Here is a 14,434-nt window from a genome sequence, read left to right on the forward strand (position 1 = left end):
TCTTCTGTAGTCTCGAAACCGCCATGGACGTGACTCCCCCCTCTTTGCTCCGCCGCCTGGGCATCGCCCTCGCGGGGCTCGCGGTCGCCGCGCTCGCCGGTGCCGCGTGCGCGCTCTCGTTCGACGACCTGCGTGCGCTCGCCGTCGTCGGCGAGGCCAGGACCGACCTCGCCTACCTCTACCCGGCCGCCTTCGACGCGCTGCTCGTGGTCGCGCTGGTGTGCGTGCTGCTGCTGCGTTCGGCCCGCGTGCTGGTACGCGTGCAGGCGGCGACCGTGCTGGTCCTGCTCATCGTCGCCGCGGCGGCGGTCAACGTGGCCACCGCGACGCGTTTCGCCTTCGACGCCCGGCAGGTGGCCGTGGGGGTGGCGCTGGCTCCGTGGGTCATGCTCGCCGTGGCCCTGTGGCTGTGGCTGCTGCTGATCAAGCATGTCCAGTCGGGCGGGAGGGTGACCGGTGGGCGTGCCTCGGGTGCTGGGGACGACGGCACAGCGGAGACGGACATCGTGCCGTTCCACCGGGGGCGGAGCGCGGCCGAGGCGAGTCCGCCGCCCCTGGTGACGGCGAGTGCGACGGGTTCCCCGGCTGCGGCGGCGGCCGCGGTGCTTGAGCCCACGCCGGTCGTCGGGCCCACCCCCGCCCCCGAGACTCCCCCGGTCTCGCCTTACGAAGCGGTAGCGGCGGCCACGAGGGAGGACGACGAGCCCGGGTCGCTGAGCGCTTCGGCATCGCCTCAGGCCCCAGTATCGGCTCAGGTCGCCGAGTGGCATGCCGCCCAGAAGTCTCAGGAGCCCCAGGAAGACCGGGAGCGGGCTTCGGAGCGGGCTTCGGGGCAGTCAGCGGAGCTCCGGGAACAGGAGCGGCAGCAGCCGGAGTTCCGGGAGCCACAAGCTTCGGAGCCAGAGCCCCAGGAGCCGGAGTTCCGGGAGCCGGAGTTCCGGGAGCCGGAGTCCCGAGAGTCGGAGTCCCGAGAGCCGGAGTCCCGGCCTGAGTTCACGGACGCGCCCGCGTCTGAGCGCGCCCAGGAGCCGCCGCAGGAACACCCCGCCCCCCGCGACGACCATCACAACGACGCTCTGGACGACGAGCATGAGGGCCGTGACGCTCAGCCCAGCCAGGACGCCGCCCCAGAGCCCGCACAGCCCGCAGAACCCGCCCCCCGACCGCAGGAGCCCCCCACCCGCCCGGTCCGCTGGGGTGACCGTTACAAGCCCACCGACGTCCTGGTCCACCCTCGCCCCGACCCCAGGAACGCCGACACCCAGCCCCAGCCCGTCATCAGGGACGAGCCCCCCAAGCCCCAGTCCCCGCCGGACGGCCCTGAGGGCGAGTTAGAGGACACGGCCCCCCACCCGGTGATCCGCGAGGACACCCCGGCCCCCTCCGGCCGTCTACGGAGCACTCCGCGCCCTCCGGAGCCGGAGGACTGACGAACAAGCCGCAGCAGGAAGGCCCGCCTCGCGGAGCGAGGCGGGCCGATGTATGTCCGGCGCATCTCCGGCGTAAGCGCGCCAGTGCCGTGCCGCCGGCCTGCTGTCTGTTCGCGTTCGCTAGACGCGATGGCCGCGCTTGAGTCCGGCGACCAGGCCGACGCCCACGACGGCGAGCACGACCTGCATCACCAGCTCGATCCAGTCGATGCCGGGGGTCGTCTCCACGCCCAGCACCTGCGCGAGCAGCGTGCCCACGAGGGCGGCCACGATGCCGACGACGACGGTGAGGATCCACCCGATGGCCTGCCTACCGGGAAGCAGCAGGCGACCGATTGCGCCAATCACGGCACCAATCACGATGGCGCCAAGGATGGACTGGATTGTCATGGTTCGAAACCTCCCCGTGAGGTGACCCATTCACGCTCACGGGAATGTCGCTACCCGGTCTCCGGCGATTATGCGCTTATTTTGATTTGCGCAGGTCATGTGGTCGTCCTGCCGCGAGAACGTCCTCCGCGGCCGCCCCCGATGCCCATCCGGGTGACGAGCAGCACGCCTATGACGGCCAGAACGATCTGGATGATGTGCTCGATCCAGTTGATGCCTCTCGTGTTGGCCACGCCGAGCGCTGCCGCGATCGCTGTGCCGATCAAGGCCGCGACGATGCCGACGATGAGGGTCAGGCCGATGGACATGTTCTGCCGGCCCGGGACCAGCAGGCGGCCGAGCGCACCGACGATGGCGCCGATGATCACGGCGGAGACAATCGCGCCGATCATGTGTAGCTCCCCCCGAAGACGTTCACATGTCTCGGGAAGACGTACCCCTGAGCAGGACAAACAACCCAATGGACGAGGAAGGCGGCGGTCCGTACCGCGCCAGTGACGAACCGCCGCCTCCGATTCAGGCGGGCTGGCTGACGACCCGCCGGGACACCCTCACGCATCCCACATGAGAGACGCCCGGCTAGCCGGAGAGGTTCACCACCAGCGCGGTCGCGACGGCGGCGATGCCCTCACCACGGCCGGTCAGCCCGAGCCCGTCGGTGGTGGTGGCGGAGACGCTCACGGGCGCGCCCGCGGCGTTGGTCAGCGCGAGCTCGGCCTCGACGCGGCGTGGCGCGAGCTTCGGCCGGTTGCCGATCACCTGGACGGCGATGTTGCCGATCTCGTAGCCCGCGGCGCGCACCTGGCGGGCGGTCTCCTCCAGCAGGACGACGCCCGTGGCGCCCGCCCAGCGCGGGTCGGCGGTGCCGAACAGGCGGCCGAGGTCGCCGAGACCGGCCGCGGACAGCAGCGCGTCGCAGGCCGCGTGGGCGGCGGCGTCGCCGTCGGAGTGGCCCTCAAGGCCGAGCTCCCCCGGCCAGCGCAGGCCGGCGAGGCTGAGCTCGCGCCCTGAGTCCTTGGAAGCGAACGGGTGGACGTCGACACCGACGCCCACCCGTGGAAGATTCGTGTTCAGCTGTTGAGAACCTCGTCGAGAAGGGCCTCGGCCTTGTCCTCATTGGTCTTCTCGGCGAGCGCCAACTCACTGACCAGGATCTGGCGCGCCTTGGCGAGCATGCGCTTCTCGCCCGCGGACAGACCGCGCTCGCGGTCCCTCCGCCACAGGTCCCGAACGACTTCGGCGACCTTGTTCACATCTCCGGACGCGAGCTTCTCCAGATTGGCCTTGTATCGACGAGACCAGTTGGTCGGCTCTTCCGTGTGCGGCATGCGAAGGACATCGAAAACCCGCTCAAGGCCTTCCTGGCCGACGACATCGCGCACACCGACAAGTTCTGCGTTTTCGGCTGGCACCTGGACGGTAAGGTCGCCCTTGTCGACCTTGAGCACCAGGTAGGTCTTTTCCTCACCCTTGATGGATCGCGTCGTGATTGCTTCGATCCGAGCAGCCCCATGGTGGGGGTAGACGACAGTGTCGCCGACCTGGAAAGTCATGTGACAAGTACCCCTTCCGCTGTACTCCAGGGTACCACGCATCCACAGCCTCCCGGAACAGTGAAATCCTCATAACTGCAGGTCAAAGCCGCATATTGGGGCTTGACATGCGCTCAACTCTATGCCTGACATTTCCGGACATAGCGAATGACCTGCGGGGGCGCGGATATGACCATGGATTCGGATCGATATGGTTGGCGCTGCACTCACGCGCCGTTGATACATGCGCGAGAGCCCCCGACACGCATGCGCAAGACCCAAGGAGTACCCGCTCGTGACCAGCCGTCGCTGGATTGTCGCCGCCGCAGCGTTCTTGGCTGCCCCCGTGCTCGCCGGCTGCGGCGCGGGATTCGACGCCACCACCGCCAAGCCGTACGCCCCTAACGAAGCTCAGGTTCTGATCGAGAACGGCGCTTACGGTTCGCGTGGCATCAACATCCCGCAGGCGTTCATCCTCGGCCCCGACTCCGGAGCCCAGCTCCCGTGGCGCGGCTCCGCCCCGATCTATCTCAACATCCTCAACACCGCGGCCACCCCTGACACCCTGCAGGCGGTCTCGGCCGGGAACATGGGCAGCGTCAAGATCGCCAGCCCGATCCAGATCCCGAGCAACCAGCTCGTCAACACCGGCAAGCCCAGCCCCCAGCTCATGCTCGAGAGCATCTCCAAGAGCCTCAGGGGCGGCGAGACCATCAAGCTGGACCTCCAGTTCGCCAACGCCGGCACCGTGTCCCTCAACGTGCCTGTGGTCACGCGCAGCCGCGAGTTCGCCGAATACCCCCCGGCCCCCGGCGCGACCCCCGCCCCCACGCCCACCCCCTCCGCCTCGGCCCCCGCCGAGGAGGAGTCGCACTAGCGACAGCCCGAGACAGCGGAAAACCCCTTGTTCCGGTACGCGTCACGTACCGGAACAAGGGGTTTTTCAGTCGTCCACCACGTCGAACTTGTAGCCGAGGCCGCGCACGGTGAGGATGCACCGCGGGTTGGACGGATCGGCCTCGATCTTCGCGCGCAGGCGCTTGACGTGCACGTCGAGCGTCTTGGTGTCGCCCACGTAGTCGGCGCCCCAGACGCGGTCGATGAGCTGGCCGCGGGTGAGCACCCGGCCGGCGTTGCGCAGCAGCACCTCCAGCAGCTCGAACTCCTTCAGCGGCAGCTGCACCTGCTCGCCGCGCACCGCCACCACGTGCCGGTCGACGTCCATGCGCACCGGGCCGACGGCGAGCACGGCGCTCTCCAGCTCCTCCACGACGTCGCCCTGGCGGCGCAGCACCGCCCGGATGCGGGCGACCAGCTCGCGCGAGGAGAACGGCTTGGTCACGTAGTCGTCGGCGCCGAGCTCCAGGCCGACGACCTTGTCGATCTCGCTGTCCTTGGCGGTCAGCATGATCACCGGCACCTTGGAGCGCTGCCGCAGCGACCGGCACACCTCCGTGCCGGGCAGGCCGGGCAGCATGAGGTCGAGCAGCACCAGGTCGGCGCCGTTGCGGTCGAACGTGTCGAGCGCCTCCGGCCCGGTGGCCGCGACCGACACCTCGAACCCCTCCTTGCGCAACATGTAGGACAGGGCGTCGGAGAACGACTCCTCGTCCTCGACGACGAGCACCCGGGTCACGACGCCTCCCTGGGGGTGCTGTGTCCGATGGTTCGTGGGCTCCGCTCAGTCACGGGCTGCCTCCAGAGGGGTTGCGGGTGGTACTGCCACCGCCGTGCCGCCGAAGGCCGGCAGGCGGAGGGTGAAGGTGGAGCCGGACCCTTCCTTGCTCCAGACGGACACCTCGCCGGCGTGCGCGACGGCGACGTGCTTGACGATGGCGAGGCCGAGACCGGTGCCGCCGGTGGCTCGGGACCGCGCCGCGTCGACCCGGAAGAAGCGCTCGAAGATGCGCTCCAGCGCCTCCTCCGGGATGCCGATGCCCTGGTCGCTGACGCTGATCTCGACCGAGTCACCGGCCGGTCTGACGCTGACGACGACCCGGGTGTGCTCGGGGCTGTAGGCGACGGCGTTGTCGATGAGGTTGCGCAGGGCGGTGACGAGCAGCTCGTCGTCGCCCCAGACCCGCAGGCCCTCGGTGCCGCCGGTGACGATCGCGATGTCCTTCGCCCCGGCCTTGGTGTTGCAGTGGTCGATGGCGTCCTGGACGGCCTCGTCGATCGCGACCTGCTCAGGGATGGGGATGGGCTCGGCGCCCTGGATCCTGCTCAGCGTGATGAGGTCCTGGACCAGGTAGTTGAGCCGGGCCGCCTCGTGCTGCATGCGGTTGGCGAAGCGGGTGACGGCCTCGGGGTCGTCGGCGGCGTCCTGGATGGTCTCGGCCAGCAGGCTGAGCGCGCCGACGGGGGTCTTCAGCTCGTGGCTGACGTTGGCGACGAAGTCGCGGCGCACGGCCTCGACGCGGCGCCGCTCGGTCTGGTCCTCCGCCAGCACCAGCACCTGGCCGTAGGAGCCGAGCGGCGCGACGCGGACGGCGAAGTTCGTGGTCTCCTGGCCGAACTTGTGCCCGGCGACGTCGATCTCGCTCTCGCGGATCTCGCCGTCGCGGCGTACCTGGCGGGCCAGGGCGAGCAGTTCGGCGGCCATCAGCCGGTCCCCCCTGACCAGCCCGAACGCCCGCGCCGCGGAGCTGGCGCGCAGCACCCGGTCGTGCGCGTCGAGCACCACGGCGGAGGAGGGCAGCACGGCGAGCACGGAGGCCACGCCCTGCGGCAGCGCCGTCCCCGGCGTCGCCCCCTCGTCGGCGGCGGCGCGGCTCGGCGCCTCGATCTGGTTGCGGTAGAACAGGACCGCCAGGGCTCCCACGACGAACCCGGCCAGGGCCGCGAAGCTCATGGCCATCTCACTCATGTCTTCGATGGTAGGTGGCCCGCTTCGGGCTACATGCCCTCTCATCAGGGGATGAACGTCCCTTTCGTGGAAAGTTCATCTCGCGGTCGAAGTTCGTTCATCATGCGCCTCGTACGGTGACGACATGCGCGACGCCTACCATGAAGAACTCGAAGGACTGACCGACAAACTGGTCGAGATGACCAGGCTGGTCCGGTCCGCCATCTCCCGTGCCACCACCGCCCTCCTCGACTCGGACCTGGCGATCGCCGAGAGCGTCATCTCGCGCGACGAGGAGGTCAACGCGATCTTCGCCGAGATCGAGACCACCATCTTCGACCTGATGGCCAGGCAGCAGCCGGTGGCGGTGGACCTGCGGCTGGTCATCACCGCGCTGCGCATGGGCACCGACCTGGAGCGGATGGGCGACCTCGCGGTCCACGTCGCCAAGGTCGCCCGGCTGCGCCACCCCGACTCGGCGATCCCGGCGCAGATGCGCTCCACGATCGTGGAGATGGGCCAGATCGCCGAGGCCCTCGTCACCAAGGCCGGCAGCTGCGTCGCCTCGCGCGACGTGGAGTCGGCGCTGGAGCTGCCGCAGGACGACGACGCGATGGACCGGCTGCACCGCCGGCTGTTCCGGATGCTGCTCAGCAAGGACTGGCCGCACGGGGTGGAGTCGGCCATCGACGTCACGCTCATCGGCCGCTACTACGAGCGTTACGCCGACCACGCCGTACGGGTCGCGCAGGACGTCGTCTACCTCGTCACCGGCAGCCGCCCGAGCTGAAACCACGTCGTAGGCTGGGGCCCGTCGGGCGTCGGAAGGGGCGGGCCTCATGGAGCGCGGTCGCTGCTACGCGTGCAGGCGGGAGTTCGACTACGACCCCGCGGAGGTGACGACGTTCCTGGTGGACCGGGCGACCGGGCTGCCGCCGGGCATCACCGTCGCGGGCACGCTGCGGCCGGCGACGCCGGAGGCGCTGGCCCGCTCGGCGGACCAGCCGGTCTGCCCGGACTGCGTAAACAAGGCCGAACGGGGTCTCCCGTTCGGCCCTACCACGGGCGGGTGAAGCCTCAGCGGCCCTGGTTGGCCACGGCCTCGATGGCGGCCTTGGCGGCCTCGGGGTCGAGGTATTCGCCGCCCTTGACGAGCGGGCGGAAGTCGGCGTCGAGCTCGTAGCGCAGCGGGATGCCGGTCGGGATGTTGAGCCCGGCGATGGCCTCGTCGCTGACGCCGTCGAGGTGCTTGACCAGGGCCCGCAGCGAGTTGCCGTGGGCGGCCACCAGCACCGTGCGGCCGGCCGAGAGGTCGGGGACGATCTCGTCGTACCAGTAGGGGAGCATGCGCTCCACAACGTCCTTCAGGCACTCCGTGCGGGGCATGAGCTCCGGCGGGAGCAGCGCGTAGCGGCGGTCGCCGGCCTGGGAGAACTCGTCGTCGTCGGCGATCGGGGGCGGCGGCACGTCGTAGGAGCGGCGCCAGAGCATGAACTGCTCGTCGCCGAACTCCTCGCGCGTCTGCGCCTTGTTCTTGCCCTGGAGAGCGCCGTAGTGGCGCTCGTTGAGCCGCCAGCTCCGCTTGACCGGCAGCCAGGCCAGGTCGGCCTCGGCCAGCGCGAGCTGGGCCGTCTGGATGGCCCGGCTGAGCAGGCTGGTGTGGACGATGTCCGGGCGCAGCCCGGCCTCCACCAGGAGCTTGCCGCCCCGGCGGGCCTCTTCCTCGCCCTTGGCGGACAGGCTCACGTCCACCCAGCCGGTGAACAGGCCCTTCGCGTTCCAGTCACTCTCGCCATGCCGTAGCAGCACCAAAGTCGCCATGGCCCCAATCCTAGGGGTGGCCGGTCCGCGCGGGCTTTCAGCGGTCGGGGTCGGCGAAGCGGGCGAACGCCTGGAGGTTCGCCAGCGACTCGCCGCGCTTGGCCCGCCAGGCCCACTCGCGCCGGATCGAGGAGGCGAAGCCCAGCTCAAGGGCCCGGTCGAACCAGTCGTCGGCGTAGGTGAGCACGCAGCCGAGCAGCCGGTCGATCTCGTCGGCGTCCACGGCGGCCAGTGGGACGCGGCCCACGAGGTAGACGTCGCCGACGGGGTCGAGGGAGAAGTGCACGCCGTACATGGAGCCGTTCTTCTCCAGCAGCCAGCGCTGGAACTCCTCGTGGTTCTCGTCCGGCCTGCGGCAGAAGAACGCCTCGACGTGCAGCACCCGCTCGCCGACGATGAGCCAGGTCATGGTGGCGAGCTTGTGCTGTCCGGGGAGCTTGACGAGGAACGCCCCCGGCCTCGGCTCGTCGTAGGTGACCTCCGAGGCCTTCAGCGCGGCTTCTACGATCTCTCGCATGGTTACGCAGGCTACAGATTGATCGCCACGGGCGTCTTGTGCAGGTGGGCGACCGCGGCCGCGTAGACCTCCACCAGCCGGGACGCCGTGGCCTGCCAGCCGAAGGCGGCGGCGTGCGCGCGGGCGCCGTCGGCGAGCCGGTCGCGCCAGGCGGGCTCGGTGACGAAGCGGCTCAGCGCCCGCGCCCACTCGGCCGGGTCGTGGGTGTCGAGGAGCAGGCCGGAGACGCCGTCCCTGACGGCGGTGCGCAGCCCGCCGACGGCCGCGGCGGCGACCGGCGTCCCGCACGCCTGCGACTCCAGGGCGACGAGGCCGAAGGACTCGCTGTACGACGGCACGACCGTGACCGTGGCCGCCCGGTACCAGTCGGCGAGCTCCTGCTGCGGCACCGCGGGCACGAGCCTGACGACGTCGAGGATGCCCCGCTCGACGGCCAGCTCGGCGAGGATCGACGGGCGGGCGAGTCCGTTGCCTGACGGGCCGCCGACGCAGGCCACGACGAGCCGCCCGCGCAGCGACGGGTCCTCGATGAGCAGCCGGGACGCGGCCCGCAGCAGCACGTCGGGCGCCTTGAGCGGCTGGATGCGGCCGACGAACAGCAGCACGTGCGCGCCCAGCGGCAGGCCCAGCCGGTGCCGGGCGGCGGCCTGCGAGGCGGGCCTGAAGACGTTGAGGTTGACGCCGGGGTTGACGACGGCGACGCGCTGCTCGGGGGCGCCGTACAGGTCGATGAGCTCGCGGGCCTCGTCGCCGGTGTTGGCGACCAGGCGGTCGGCGATCTGCACGACCTGCTCCTCGCCGACCACGCGGGCCTGCGGCTCGGGCTTGTCGCCGGCGGCGAGCAGGAGGTTCTTGACCTTGGCCATGGTGTGCATGGTGTGGACGAGGGGGACGCCCCAGCGCTCCTTGGCCAGCCAGCCGACCTGGCCGGAGAGCCAGTAGTGGGAGTGGATGACGTCGTAGCGGCCGGGGTCGTACATGGCCTCGATGCGCAGCACCTCGGACAGGAACGCGCACAGCTGGGCGGGCAGGTCGGCGCGGTCCATCTCCTCGTACGGGCCGGCGGTGACGTGCCGGACGAGGACGCCGGGGGCGAGCTCGGCCACGGGGGGCAGGTCGCGGGCGGTGGCGCGGGTGAAGATCTCCACCTCCACGCCGAGCTCGGCGAGCCGCTTGGCGGACTCCACGATGTACACGTTCATGCCGCCGGCGTCGCCCGTACCGGGCTGGTGCAGCGGCGACGTGTGCATGCTGATGGTCGCGACCCGGCTGACCCGTCGTCGCCTCACTCGACATCACCTCCCTGCTGCTAACCATCCAGATTTTTACGACATTCCCGACATGTGACCACACCGGGGGCACGTCGGACGCGCCGGCCCCGCGCTGGCAGGATGTGGGGCATGCGGAAGACGGCTGTGGTGACCGGGGCGAGCAGCGGGATCGGCGAGGCGACGGCGCGCCGGCTCGCCGCCGAGGGGTACGACGTGGTGGCCGGCGCGCGTCGGCGCGACCGGCTCGACAAGCTGGCCGCCGAGGTGCCCGCCATCCGGGCGGTGACGCTCGACGTGACCTCCGACGAGTCGGTGTCCGCGCTCGCGGCCTCGCTGGAGCGCTGCGACGTGCTGGTCAACAACGCGGGCGGCGCGCTCGGCCTGGAGTCCGTGGCCGAGGGGCGGCTCGACGACTGGCAGCGCATGTACGACGTCAACGTGCTCGGCTCCCTGCGCATGACCCAGGCGCTGACCCCCAAGCTGATCGACTCCGGCGACGGCGTGCTGGTGATGCTGACCTCGACCGCGGGCCTGGTGTCGTACGAGGGCGGCGGCGGCTACTGCGCGGCCAAGCACGCCCAGAGCTCGATGGCCGAGACCCTGCGCCTGGAGCTGGTCGGTCAGCCGGTGCGCGTGGTGGAGATCGCGCCGGGCATGGTGCGGAGCGAGGGCTTCGCGGTCACCAGGTTCCGCGGCGACCAGGAGGCCGCCGACCGCGTCTACGAAGGCGTCCCCGACCCGCTGAGCAGCGACGACGTCGCCGACGCCATCGCCTGGTGCGTCACCAGGCCGGCCCACGTCAACATCGACCGCCTGGTCATCAGGCCGCGCGCCCAGGCGGCCCAGCACAAGGTGCACCGCGTCCGATGAACAGGGTCCAGTGAGCAGGGTCCAGTGAGCAGGGTCCGATGAGCAGGGTCAGGTGAGCAGGCCCGTCGGGGCCGTCACCAGGGGCACGACCGGCCACAACCGGCTGCGCCGCAGCGACCGCTGGGTGGTCGCGGTCCACGGGCGGCGGCTGCGGGCGGCCGAGCGGCCCCTGGTGGTCGACCTGGGCTACGGGGCCTCGCACACCACGACGCTGGAGCTGTTCACCCGGCTGCGCCGGGTCGCGCCCCGGGTCGAGGTGGTGGGCATCGAGATCGACCCGGCGCGGGTGGCGCTGGCGAAGCCGTACGAGCGGGAGGGCCTGAGCTTCCGGCTCGGCGGCTTCGAGCTGCCCGTGGACCGGCCGCCGGCGCTGGTCCGGGCGTTCAACGTGCTGCGCCAGTACCCCGAGGCGGACGCCTGGCACTACTGGGAGGTGCTGTGCGGCAAGCTCGCCCCGGACGGCGCGCTGGTCGAGGGCACCTGCTCGGAGAACGGGCGGCGGGCGGTCTGGGTGGGCCTGTCGCCCGAGGGGCCGGGCACGCTGACGTTCTCGGCCAGGTTCGACGCCTTCGAGCGGCCCTCAGACCTCGCCGACCGGCTGCCGAAGACGCTCATCCACCGGAACGTGCCGGGTGAGCGGATCCATGCGTTCCTGCGCGATTTCGACCACGCCTGGGCGGTGAGCGCCCCCTATGGGGCGCACGGGGCGCGGCAGCGGTGGCTGGCCGCCGTACGCCTCCTCATGGACTCCTGGCCGGTGTGCGACCGGCCGCCGCTCGGCGGGCGGCGGCGGTGGCGGCTCGGCGAGCTGACCCTGCCGTGGGCCGCGGTCGATCCTCGGACAGGGAACGCGCCCTAACCCAGCCGCGCCGCGAAGACCTCGTACGCCGCGGAGTCGAACAGCACGAACCTCACCTCCGTCACCGAGGTCACCGAGGTCTCCGCCGCCCGCACGGCCGCCAGGGCGATGCGGGCGGCGTCGTCCATCGGCCAGCCGTAGATGCCGGTGGAGATGGCGGGGAAGGCCACCGTGGCGGCTTCCAGCTCGTCGGCCACCCGCAGCGACTCGCGGTAGCAGGAGGCCAGCAGGTGCGAGCGGTCCTCCGCGGCCGAGTGGACGGGCCCGACGGTGTGGATCACCCAGCGGGCGGGCAGCAGGCCCGCGGTCGTGGCCACGGCCTGACCGGTCGGCAGGCCGCGCCCGTAGTGACCGGCGCGCAGCTCCCGGCAGGCCCGCAGGATGTCGGGGCCGCCGCGCCGGTGGATGGCGCCGTCCACGCCGCCGCCGCCCATGAGGGAGGAGTTGGCGGCGTTGACGACGGCGTCCACCGGCTGCGCGGTGATGTCGCCCTGGACCAGCGTGATGTTCATGTCCGCCTCTTCCCCCGGCAAGAATCGGGTCTGTGACATCCGGCACCCGAATGCCTGCTCGACGCCTTGTAGAGCTACCCTGAAGGACGTGAAGGGTCTTGGCGAGCTTGAGCGCAGCATCATGGACATCCTGTGGGCGGAGGACGGCGCACTGACCGCCCGCGAGGTCGGCAGGCTCATCGCCGACCGTGACCTCGCGCCGACCACGGTGATGACCGTGCTCGACCGCCTCACCCGCAAAGGGTTCCTGCAGCGCACCCGCGACGGCCGGGCCTGGAGATATCAGCCGGCCGAAAGCCGCGACGCCTACGTCGCCGAGCTTATGCTGGAAGCCTTGGGCATGACGGGCGACCGGTCGGCCGCCCTCACCCGCTTCGCCCAGGCCGTCTCAGGCCCCGAGGCGGACATCCTGCGCAGAGCCCTCACGGAGCTGGAGGAAGAGTGATCACGGCAGCGGCGCTGGCGGTGCTCGCTGCGGCGTGCGCTGTCGGCTCCTGGCGTTTCACCAGAGCCGACTGGACTCCGCGCGCGCCGCGGCTGGCCATCTTTCTCTGGCAGTCCCTGGGCGTGGCCTGGGGGCTCGCGACGACCGGCGCGATGCTGGCGTACGCGGTCCAGCCCTACGACCTCGGCGTGCTGCCGGGGCTCATCGCGTTCGCGCGGGGGGAGACTCCGGCGACCCCGTGGGACGCGCTGCACGTGCTCGCCATGATCGCGGGCGTCACCGCGCTGGCCGTCCTCGTCGCGGTGCTGCTCACCGCCGGGGTCCAGGCGCTGCGGGCGCGTCACCGGCACCGCACGCTGCTCGCGCTCATCGCCCACGACGATCCGGCGATCCCGGGCGTGCGGGTGCTCGACCACCCGGGCGCGGCCGCCTACTGCGTCCCCGGGCTGCGCTCGCAGGTCGTGGTCAGCGAGGGCGCGCGCAGGCTGCTGTCGCAGGACGAGCTCGCGGCCGTGCTCGCGCACGAGGCGGCGCACGTACGCGAGCGTCACGACCTGGTGCTGCTGCCCTTCGCCGCGCTGCGCAGGGCGCTGCCGTGGTCGAAGGTCGTGGCCGACGCGCAGGCGCAGGTCGAGCTGCTCATCGAGATGGCCGCCGACGACCGGGCCCGGCGCTACTGCTCGCCGCGGCGGCTCGCCACGGCGCTGCTCAGGTTCGGCTCGGCGGGGGCCATGCCGACGCCCCACGGCATGCTCGGCGTGCACGCCCACAACGTCATGGCGCGGGTGAACCGCCTGGTCAAGCCCGGTCCCGAGCTCGCGGCGACAGTGCGTTACGGTTATCTCACGCTCGCTGTGACATTGCTCACCGCCGCTCCCACCCTGTGGGTCTACCAGCTCTGATGCTTGCTGGTGTTAACTTCCGCGTTTGCAATTGCAAGCAGCGGGCGGCAGACTATGGGTATGGCACTACCCAAGGTCGGTTCGATCGGTGAATACATCCGCGAGCAGCGGCAGCAGGCGAAGATCTCCCTGCGCCAGCTCGCGGAGGCTGCCGGGGTCTCCAACCCCTACCTCAGCCAGATCGAACGGGGGCTGCGCAAGCCGAGCGCGGAGATCCTCAACCAGATCGCCAAGGGTCTGCGGATCTCCTCACAGGCGCTCTACGTGCAAGCCGGCCTGATCGAGGACCGGGAGCCGCCGAGCGACGTGATCACGGCGATCCGGGCTGATCCGCGTCTCACCGAGCGGCAACGCCAGGTGCTGATCGACATCTACGAGTCGTTCCGCAAGGAGAACCCGGAGGAGGGCGAGCAGACCTCCCAGAACGCTCGCCCCCACTCCGGATCCGAGCAGGACGACGAGCCGCTGCCCGAGGAGTTTCTCGCCGCGCTTGAGCCCTACGCGGCGACCTCACGCAACGGCAACGTCAACCAGGAAACCAAGGAAGGTTAACCCATGACGCTCGCGACCGAGGTCAAGAAGCTCACCGATTCCAAGCCGTTCTACGTCGTCGCCGGTGTCGGCGACTACGCCGTCGAGAAGCTGCGCGAGCTGCCCGAGCAGCTTCAGAAGCTCCAGTCGCGGCGCTCCGAGCTCACCCGCGAGCTGCCCGAGCGCACCCGCGCCTACGCCGACAAGGTCGAGGCCGTCGCCCGCGAGTTCCCCGACAAGGCCCGCGAGTACGCCGACCAGCTGACCAACCGCGCCACCGAGGTCTACGAGGACCTCGCCACGCGCGGCCGCAAGGTCGTCAGCCAGGCCAGCGGCACGGCCGCCCTTGAGCTGGAGGAGGTGTCGGAGGCCGCCGAGCCGCCCGTCGCCAAGCCCGTCGAGCCGAAGAAGCCGGCCGCCCGCCCTCGCACCGCCGCCACCAAGGCCGCCAAGGCCTGACCCGTCGACCCCGCTGATCCGCTGATCCGCTGATCCGCCGATCCGCTGAT

Annotated in this window: 20 protein-coding genes; 10 read left to right on the forward strand and 10 right to left on the reverse strand. The window is 71.0% G+C overall.

Annotation, left to right across the window (positions count from 1 at the left end):
* Nucleotides 1–23: 23 nt before the first annotated feature.
* Complete coding sequence (locus AC27IY_RS28265; protein ID WP_487179765.1) at nt 24–1,430, forward strand: DUF2637 domain-containing protein; 1,407 nt, start codon at nt 24–26, stop codon at nt 1,428–1,430.
* Nucleotides 1,431–1,550: 120 nt separating this feature from the next.
* Here the strand turns inward: AC27IY_RS28265 and AC27IY_RS28270 are convergent, their stop codons facing one another.
* The 4 genes from AC27IY_RS28270 to AC27IY_RS28285 form a co-directional block, all read right to left on the reverse strand.
* Nucleotides 1,551–1,820: a GlsB/YeaQ/YmgE family stress response membrane protein gene (locus AC27IY_RS28270; RefSeq protein WP_091080742.1), complete on the reverse strand. Its 270-nt coding sequence runs from the start codon at nt 1,818–1,820 to the stop codon at nt 1,551–1,553.
* Between the two features lie 95 nt (nt 1,821–1,915).
* On the reverse strand, nt 1,916–2,212 hold the full coding sequence (locus AC27IY_RS28275) for a GlsB/YeaQ/YmgE family stress response membrane protein (RefSeq protein WP_364462888.1): 297 nt from the start codon (nt 2,210–2,212) through the stop codon (nt 1,916–1,918).
* 187 nt (nt 2,213–2,399) lie between these two features.
* The gene (gene ispF / locus AC27IY_RS28280; protein ID WP_344217929.1) at nt 2,400–2,873 is read right to left on the reverse strand and encodes a 2-C-methyl-D-erythritol 2,4-cyclodiphosphate synthase; all 474 of its coding nucleotides are present in this window, start codon (nt 2,871–2,873) and stop codon (nt 2,400–2,402) included.
* A gap of 17 nt (nt 2,874–2,890) precedes the next feature.
* The gene (locus AC27IY_RS28285) at nt 2,891–3,373 is read right to left on the reverse strand and encodes a CarD family transcriptional regulator (RefSeq protein WP_020544658.1); all 483 of its coding nucleotides are present in this window, start codon (nt 3,371–3,373) and stop codon (nt 2,891–2,893) included.
* Between the two features lie 274 nt (nt 3,374–3,647).
* Between AC27IY_RS28285 and AC27IY_RS28290 the strand changes: the two genes are divergently transcribed.
* Nucleotides 3,648–4,229 carry a copper chaperone PCu(A)C domain-containing protein gene (locus AC27IY_RS28290; RefSeq protein WP_344217931.1) on the forward strand — a complete coding sequence of 194 codons (582 nt, stop codon included), beginning with the start codon at nt 3,648–3,650 and terminating at the stop codon, nt 4,227–4,229.
* A 66-nt stretch (nt 4,230–4,295) separates the two neighbouring features.
* Here AC27IY_RS28290 and AC27IY_RS28295 read toward each other — a convergent pair whose 3' ends face one another.
* Complete coding sequence (locus AC27IY_RS28295; protein ID WP_242377497.1) at nt 4,296–4,988, reverse strand: response regulator transcription factor; 693 nt, start codon at nt 4,986–4,988, stop codon at nt 4,296–4,298.
* A 45-nt stretch (nt 4,989–5,033) separates the two neighbouring features.
* Nucleotides 5,034–6,209, reverse strand: coding sequence for a sensor histidine kinase (locus tag AC27IY_RS28300; RefSeq protein ID WP_344218092.1), 1,176 nt, complete (start codon nt 6,207–6,209; stop codon nt 5,034–5,036).
* A 133-nt stretch (nt 6,210–6,342) separates the two neighbouring features.
* On the opposite strand from AC27IY_RS28300, the gene phoU reads away from it, so the two are divergent.
* Both phoU and AC27IY_RS28310 read left to right on the forward strand, forming a co-directional pair.
* On the forward strand, nt 6,343–6,987 hold the full coding sequence (gene phoU, locus AC27IY_RS28305) for a phosphate signaling complex protein PhoU (protein WP_344217935.1): 645 nt from the start codon (nt 6,343–6,345) through the stop codon (nt 6,985–6,987).
* A 49-nt stretch (nt 6,988–7,036) separates the two neighbouring features.
* Nucleotides 7,037–7,270 carry a hypothetical protein gene (locus AC27IY_RS28310; RefSeq protein WP_487179766.1) on the forward strand — a complete coding sequence of 78 codons (234 nt, stop codon included), beginning with the start codon at nt 7,037–7,039 and terminating at the stop codon, nt 7,268–7,270.
* Between the two features lie 4 nt (nt 7,271–7,274).
* Here AC27IY_RS28310 and AC27IY_RS28315 read toward each other — a convergent pair whose 3' ends face one another.
* From AC27IY_RS28315 to mshA, 3 genes are read right to left on the reverse strand one after another with little or no spacing between them, the layout of a single operon-like run.
* Entirely contained in the window at nt 7,275–8,018 is a 744-nt protein-coding gene (locus tag AC27IY_RS28315; RefSeq protein WP_329585812.1) for a phosphoglyceromutase, read from the reverse strand.
* A gap of 37 nt (nt 8,019–8,055) precedes the next feature.
* Nucleotides 8,056–8,535 carry a type III secretion system chaperone family protein gene (locus AC27IY_RS28320; protein ID WP_344217940.1) on the reverse strand — a complete coding sequence of 160 codons (480 nt, stop codon included), beginning with the start codon at nt 8,533–8,535 and terminating at the stop codon, nt 8,056–8,058.
* Between the two features lie 11 nt (nt 8,536–8,546).
* Nucleotides 8,547–9,824, reverse strand: coding sequence for a D-inositol-3-phosphate glycosyltransferase (gene mshA / locus AC27IY_RS28325; RefSeq protein ID WP_344217942.1), 1,278 nt, complete (start codon nt 9,822–9,824; stop codon nt 8,547–8,549).
* Nucleotides 9,825–9,935: 111 nt separating this feature from the next.
* Between mshA and AC27IY_RS28330 the strand changes: the two genes are divergently transcribed.
* Entirely contained in the window at nt 9,936–10,676 is a 741-nt protein-coding gene (locus tag AC27IY_RS28330) for an SDR family NAD(P)-dependent oxidoreductase (protein ID WP_487179767.1), read from the forward strand.
* A 52-nt stretch (nt 10,677–10,728) separates the two neighbouring features.
* Complete coding sequence (locus AC27IY_RS28335) at nt 10,729–11,535, forward strand: class I SAM-dependent methyltransferase (RefSeq protein ID WP_423451063.1); 807 nt, start codon at nt 10,729–10,731, stop codon at nt 11,533–11,535.
* Here AC27IY_RS28335 and AC27IY_RS28340 read toward each other — a convergent pair.
* A complete protein-coding gene (locus AC27IY_RS28340) occupies nt 11,532–12,047 on the reverse strand; it encodes an O-acetyl-ADP-ribose deacetylase (protein ID WP_423477593.1) in 516 nt (171 codons plus the stop codon). The two genes, AC27IY_RS28335 and AC27IY_RS28340, sit on opposite strands and share 4 nt — an antisense overlap.
* Nucleotides 12,048–12,135: 88 nt before the next feature.
* Here AC27IY_RS28340 and AC27IY_RS28345 point away from each other — a divergent pair, with 88 nt between their 5' ends.
* The 4 genes from AC27IY_RS28345 to AC27IY_RS28360 are packed head-to-tail and all read left to right on the forward strand — an operon-like array spanning nt 12,136 to nt 14,384.
* Nucleotides 12,136–12,492, forward strand: coding sequence for a BlaI/MecI/CopY family transcriptional regulator (locus AC27IY_RS28345; protein WP_487179768.1), 357 nt, complete (start codon nt 12,136–12,138; stop codon nt 12,490–12,492).
* Complete coding sequence (locus AC27IY_RS28350) at nt 12,489–13,394, forward strand: M56 family metallopeptidase (RefSeq protein WP_344217952.1); 906 nt, start codon at nt 12,489–12,491, stop codon at nt 13,392–13,394. The genes AC27IY_RS28345 and AC27IY_RS28350 overlap by 4 nt, the downstream gene beginning before the upstream one ends.
* Before the next feature lie 60 nt (nt 13,395–13,454).
* Nucleotides 13,455–13,946, forward strand: a complete 492-nt coding sequence (locus AC27IY_RS28355) for a helix-turn-helix domain-containing protein (RefSeq protein ID WP_364462864.1) — start codon at nt 13,455–13,457, stop codon at nt 13,944–13,946.
* A gap of 3 nt (nt 13,947–13,949) precedes the next feature.
* On the forward strand, nt 13,950–14,384 hold the full coding sequence (locus tag AC27IY_RS28360; RefSeq protein ID WP_344217956.1) for a hypothetical protein: 435 nt from the start codon (nt 13,950–13,952) through the stop codon (nt 14,382–14,384).
* Nucleotides 14,385–14,434: the final 50 nt, after the last annotated feature.

Source organism: Nonomuraea sp. B208 (assembly GCF_057536035.1).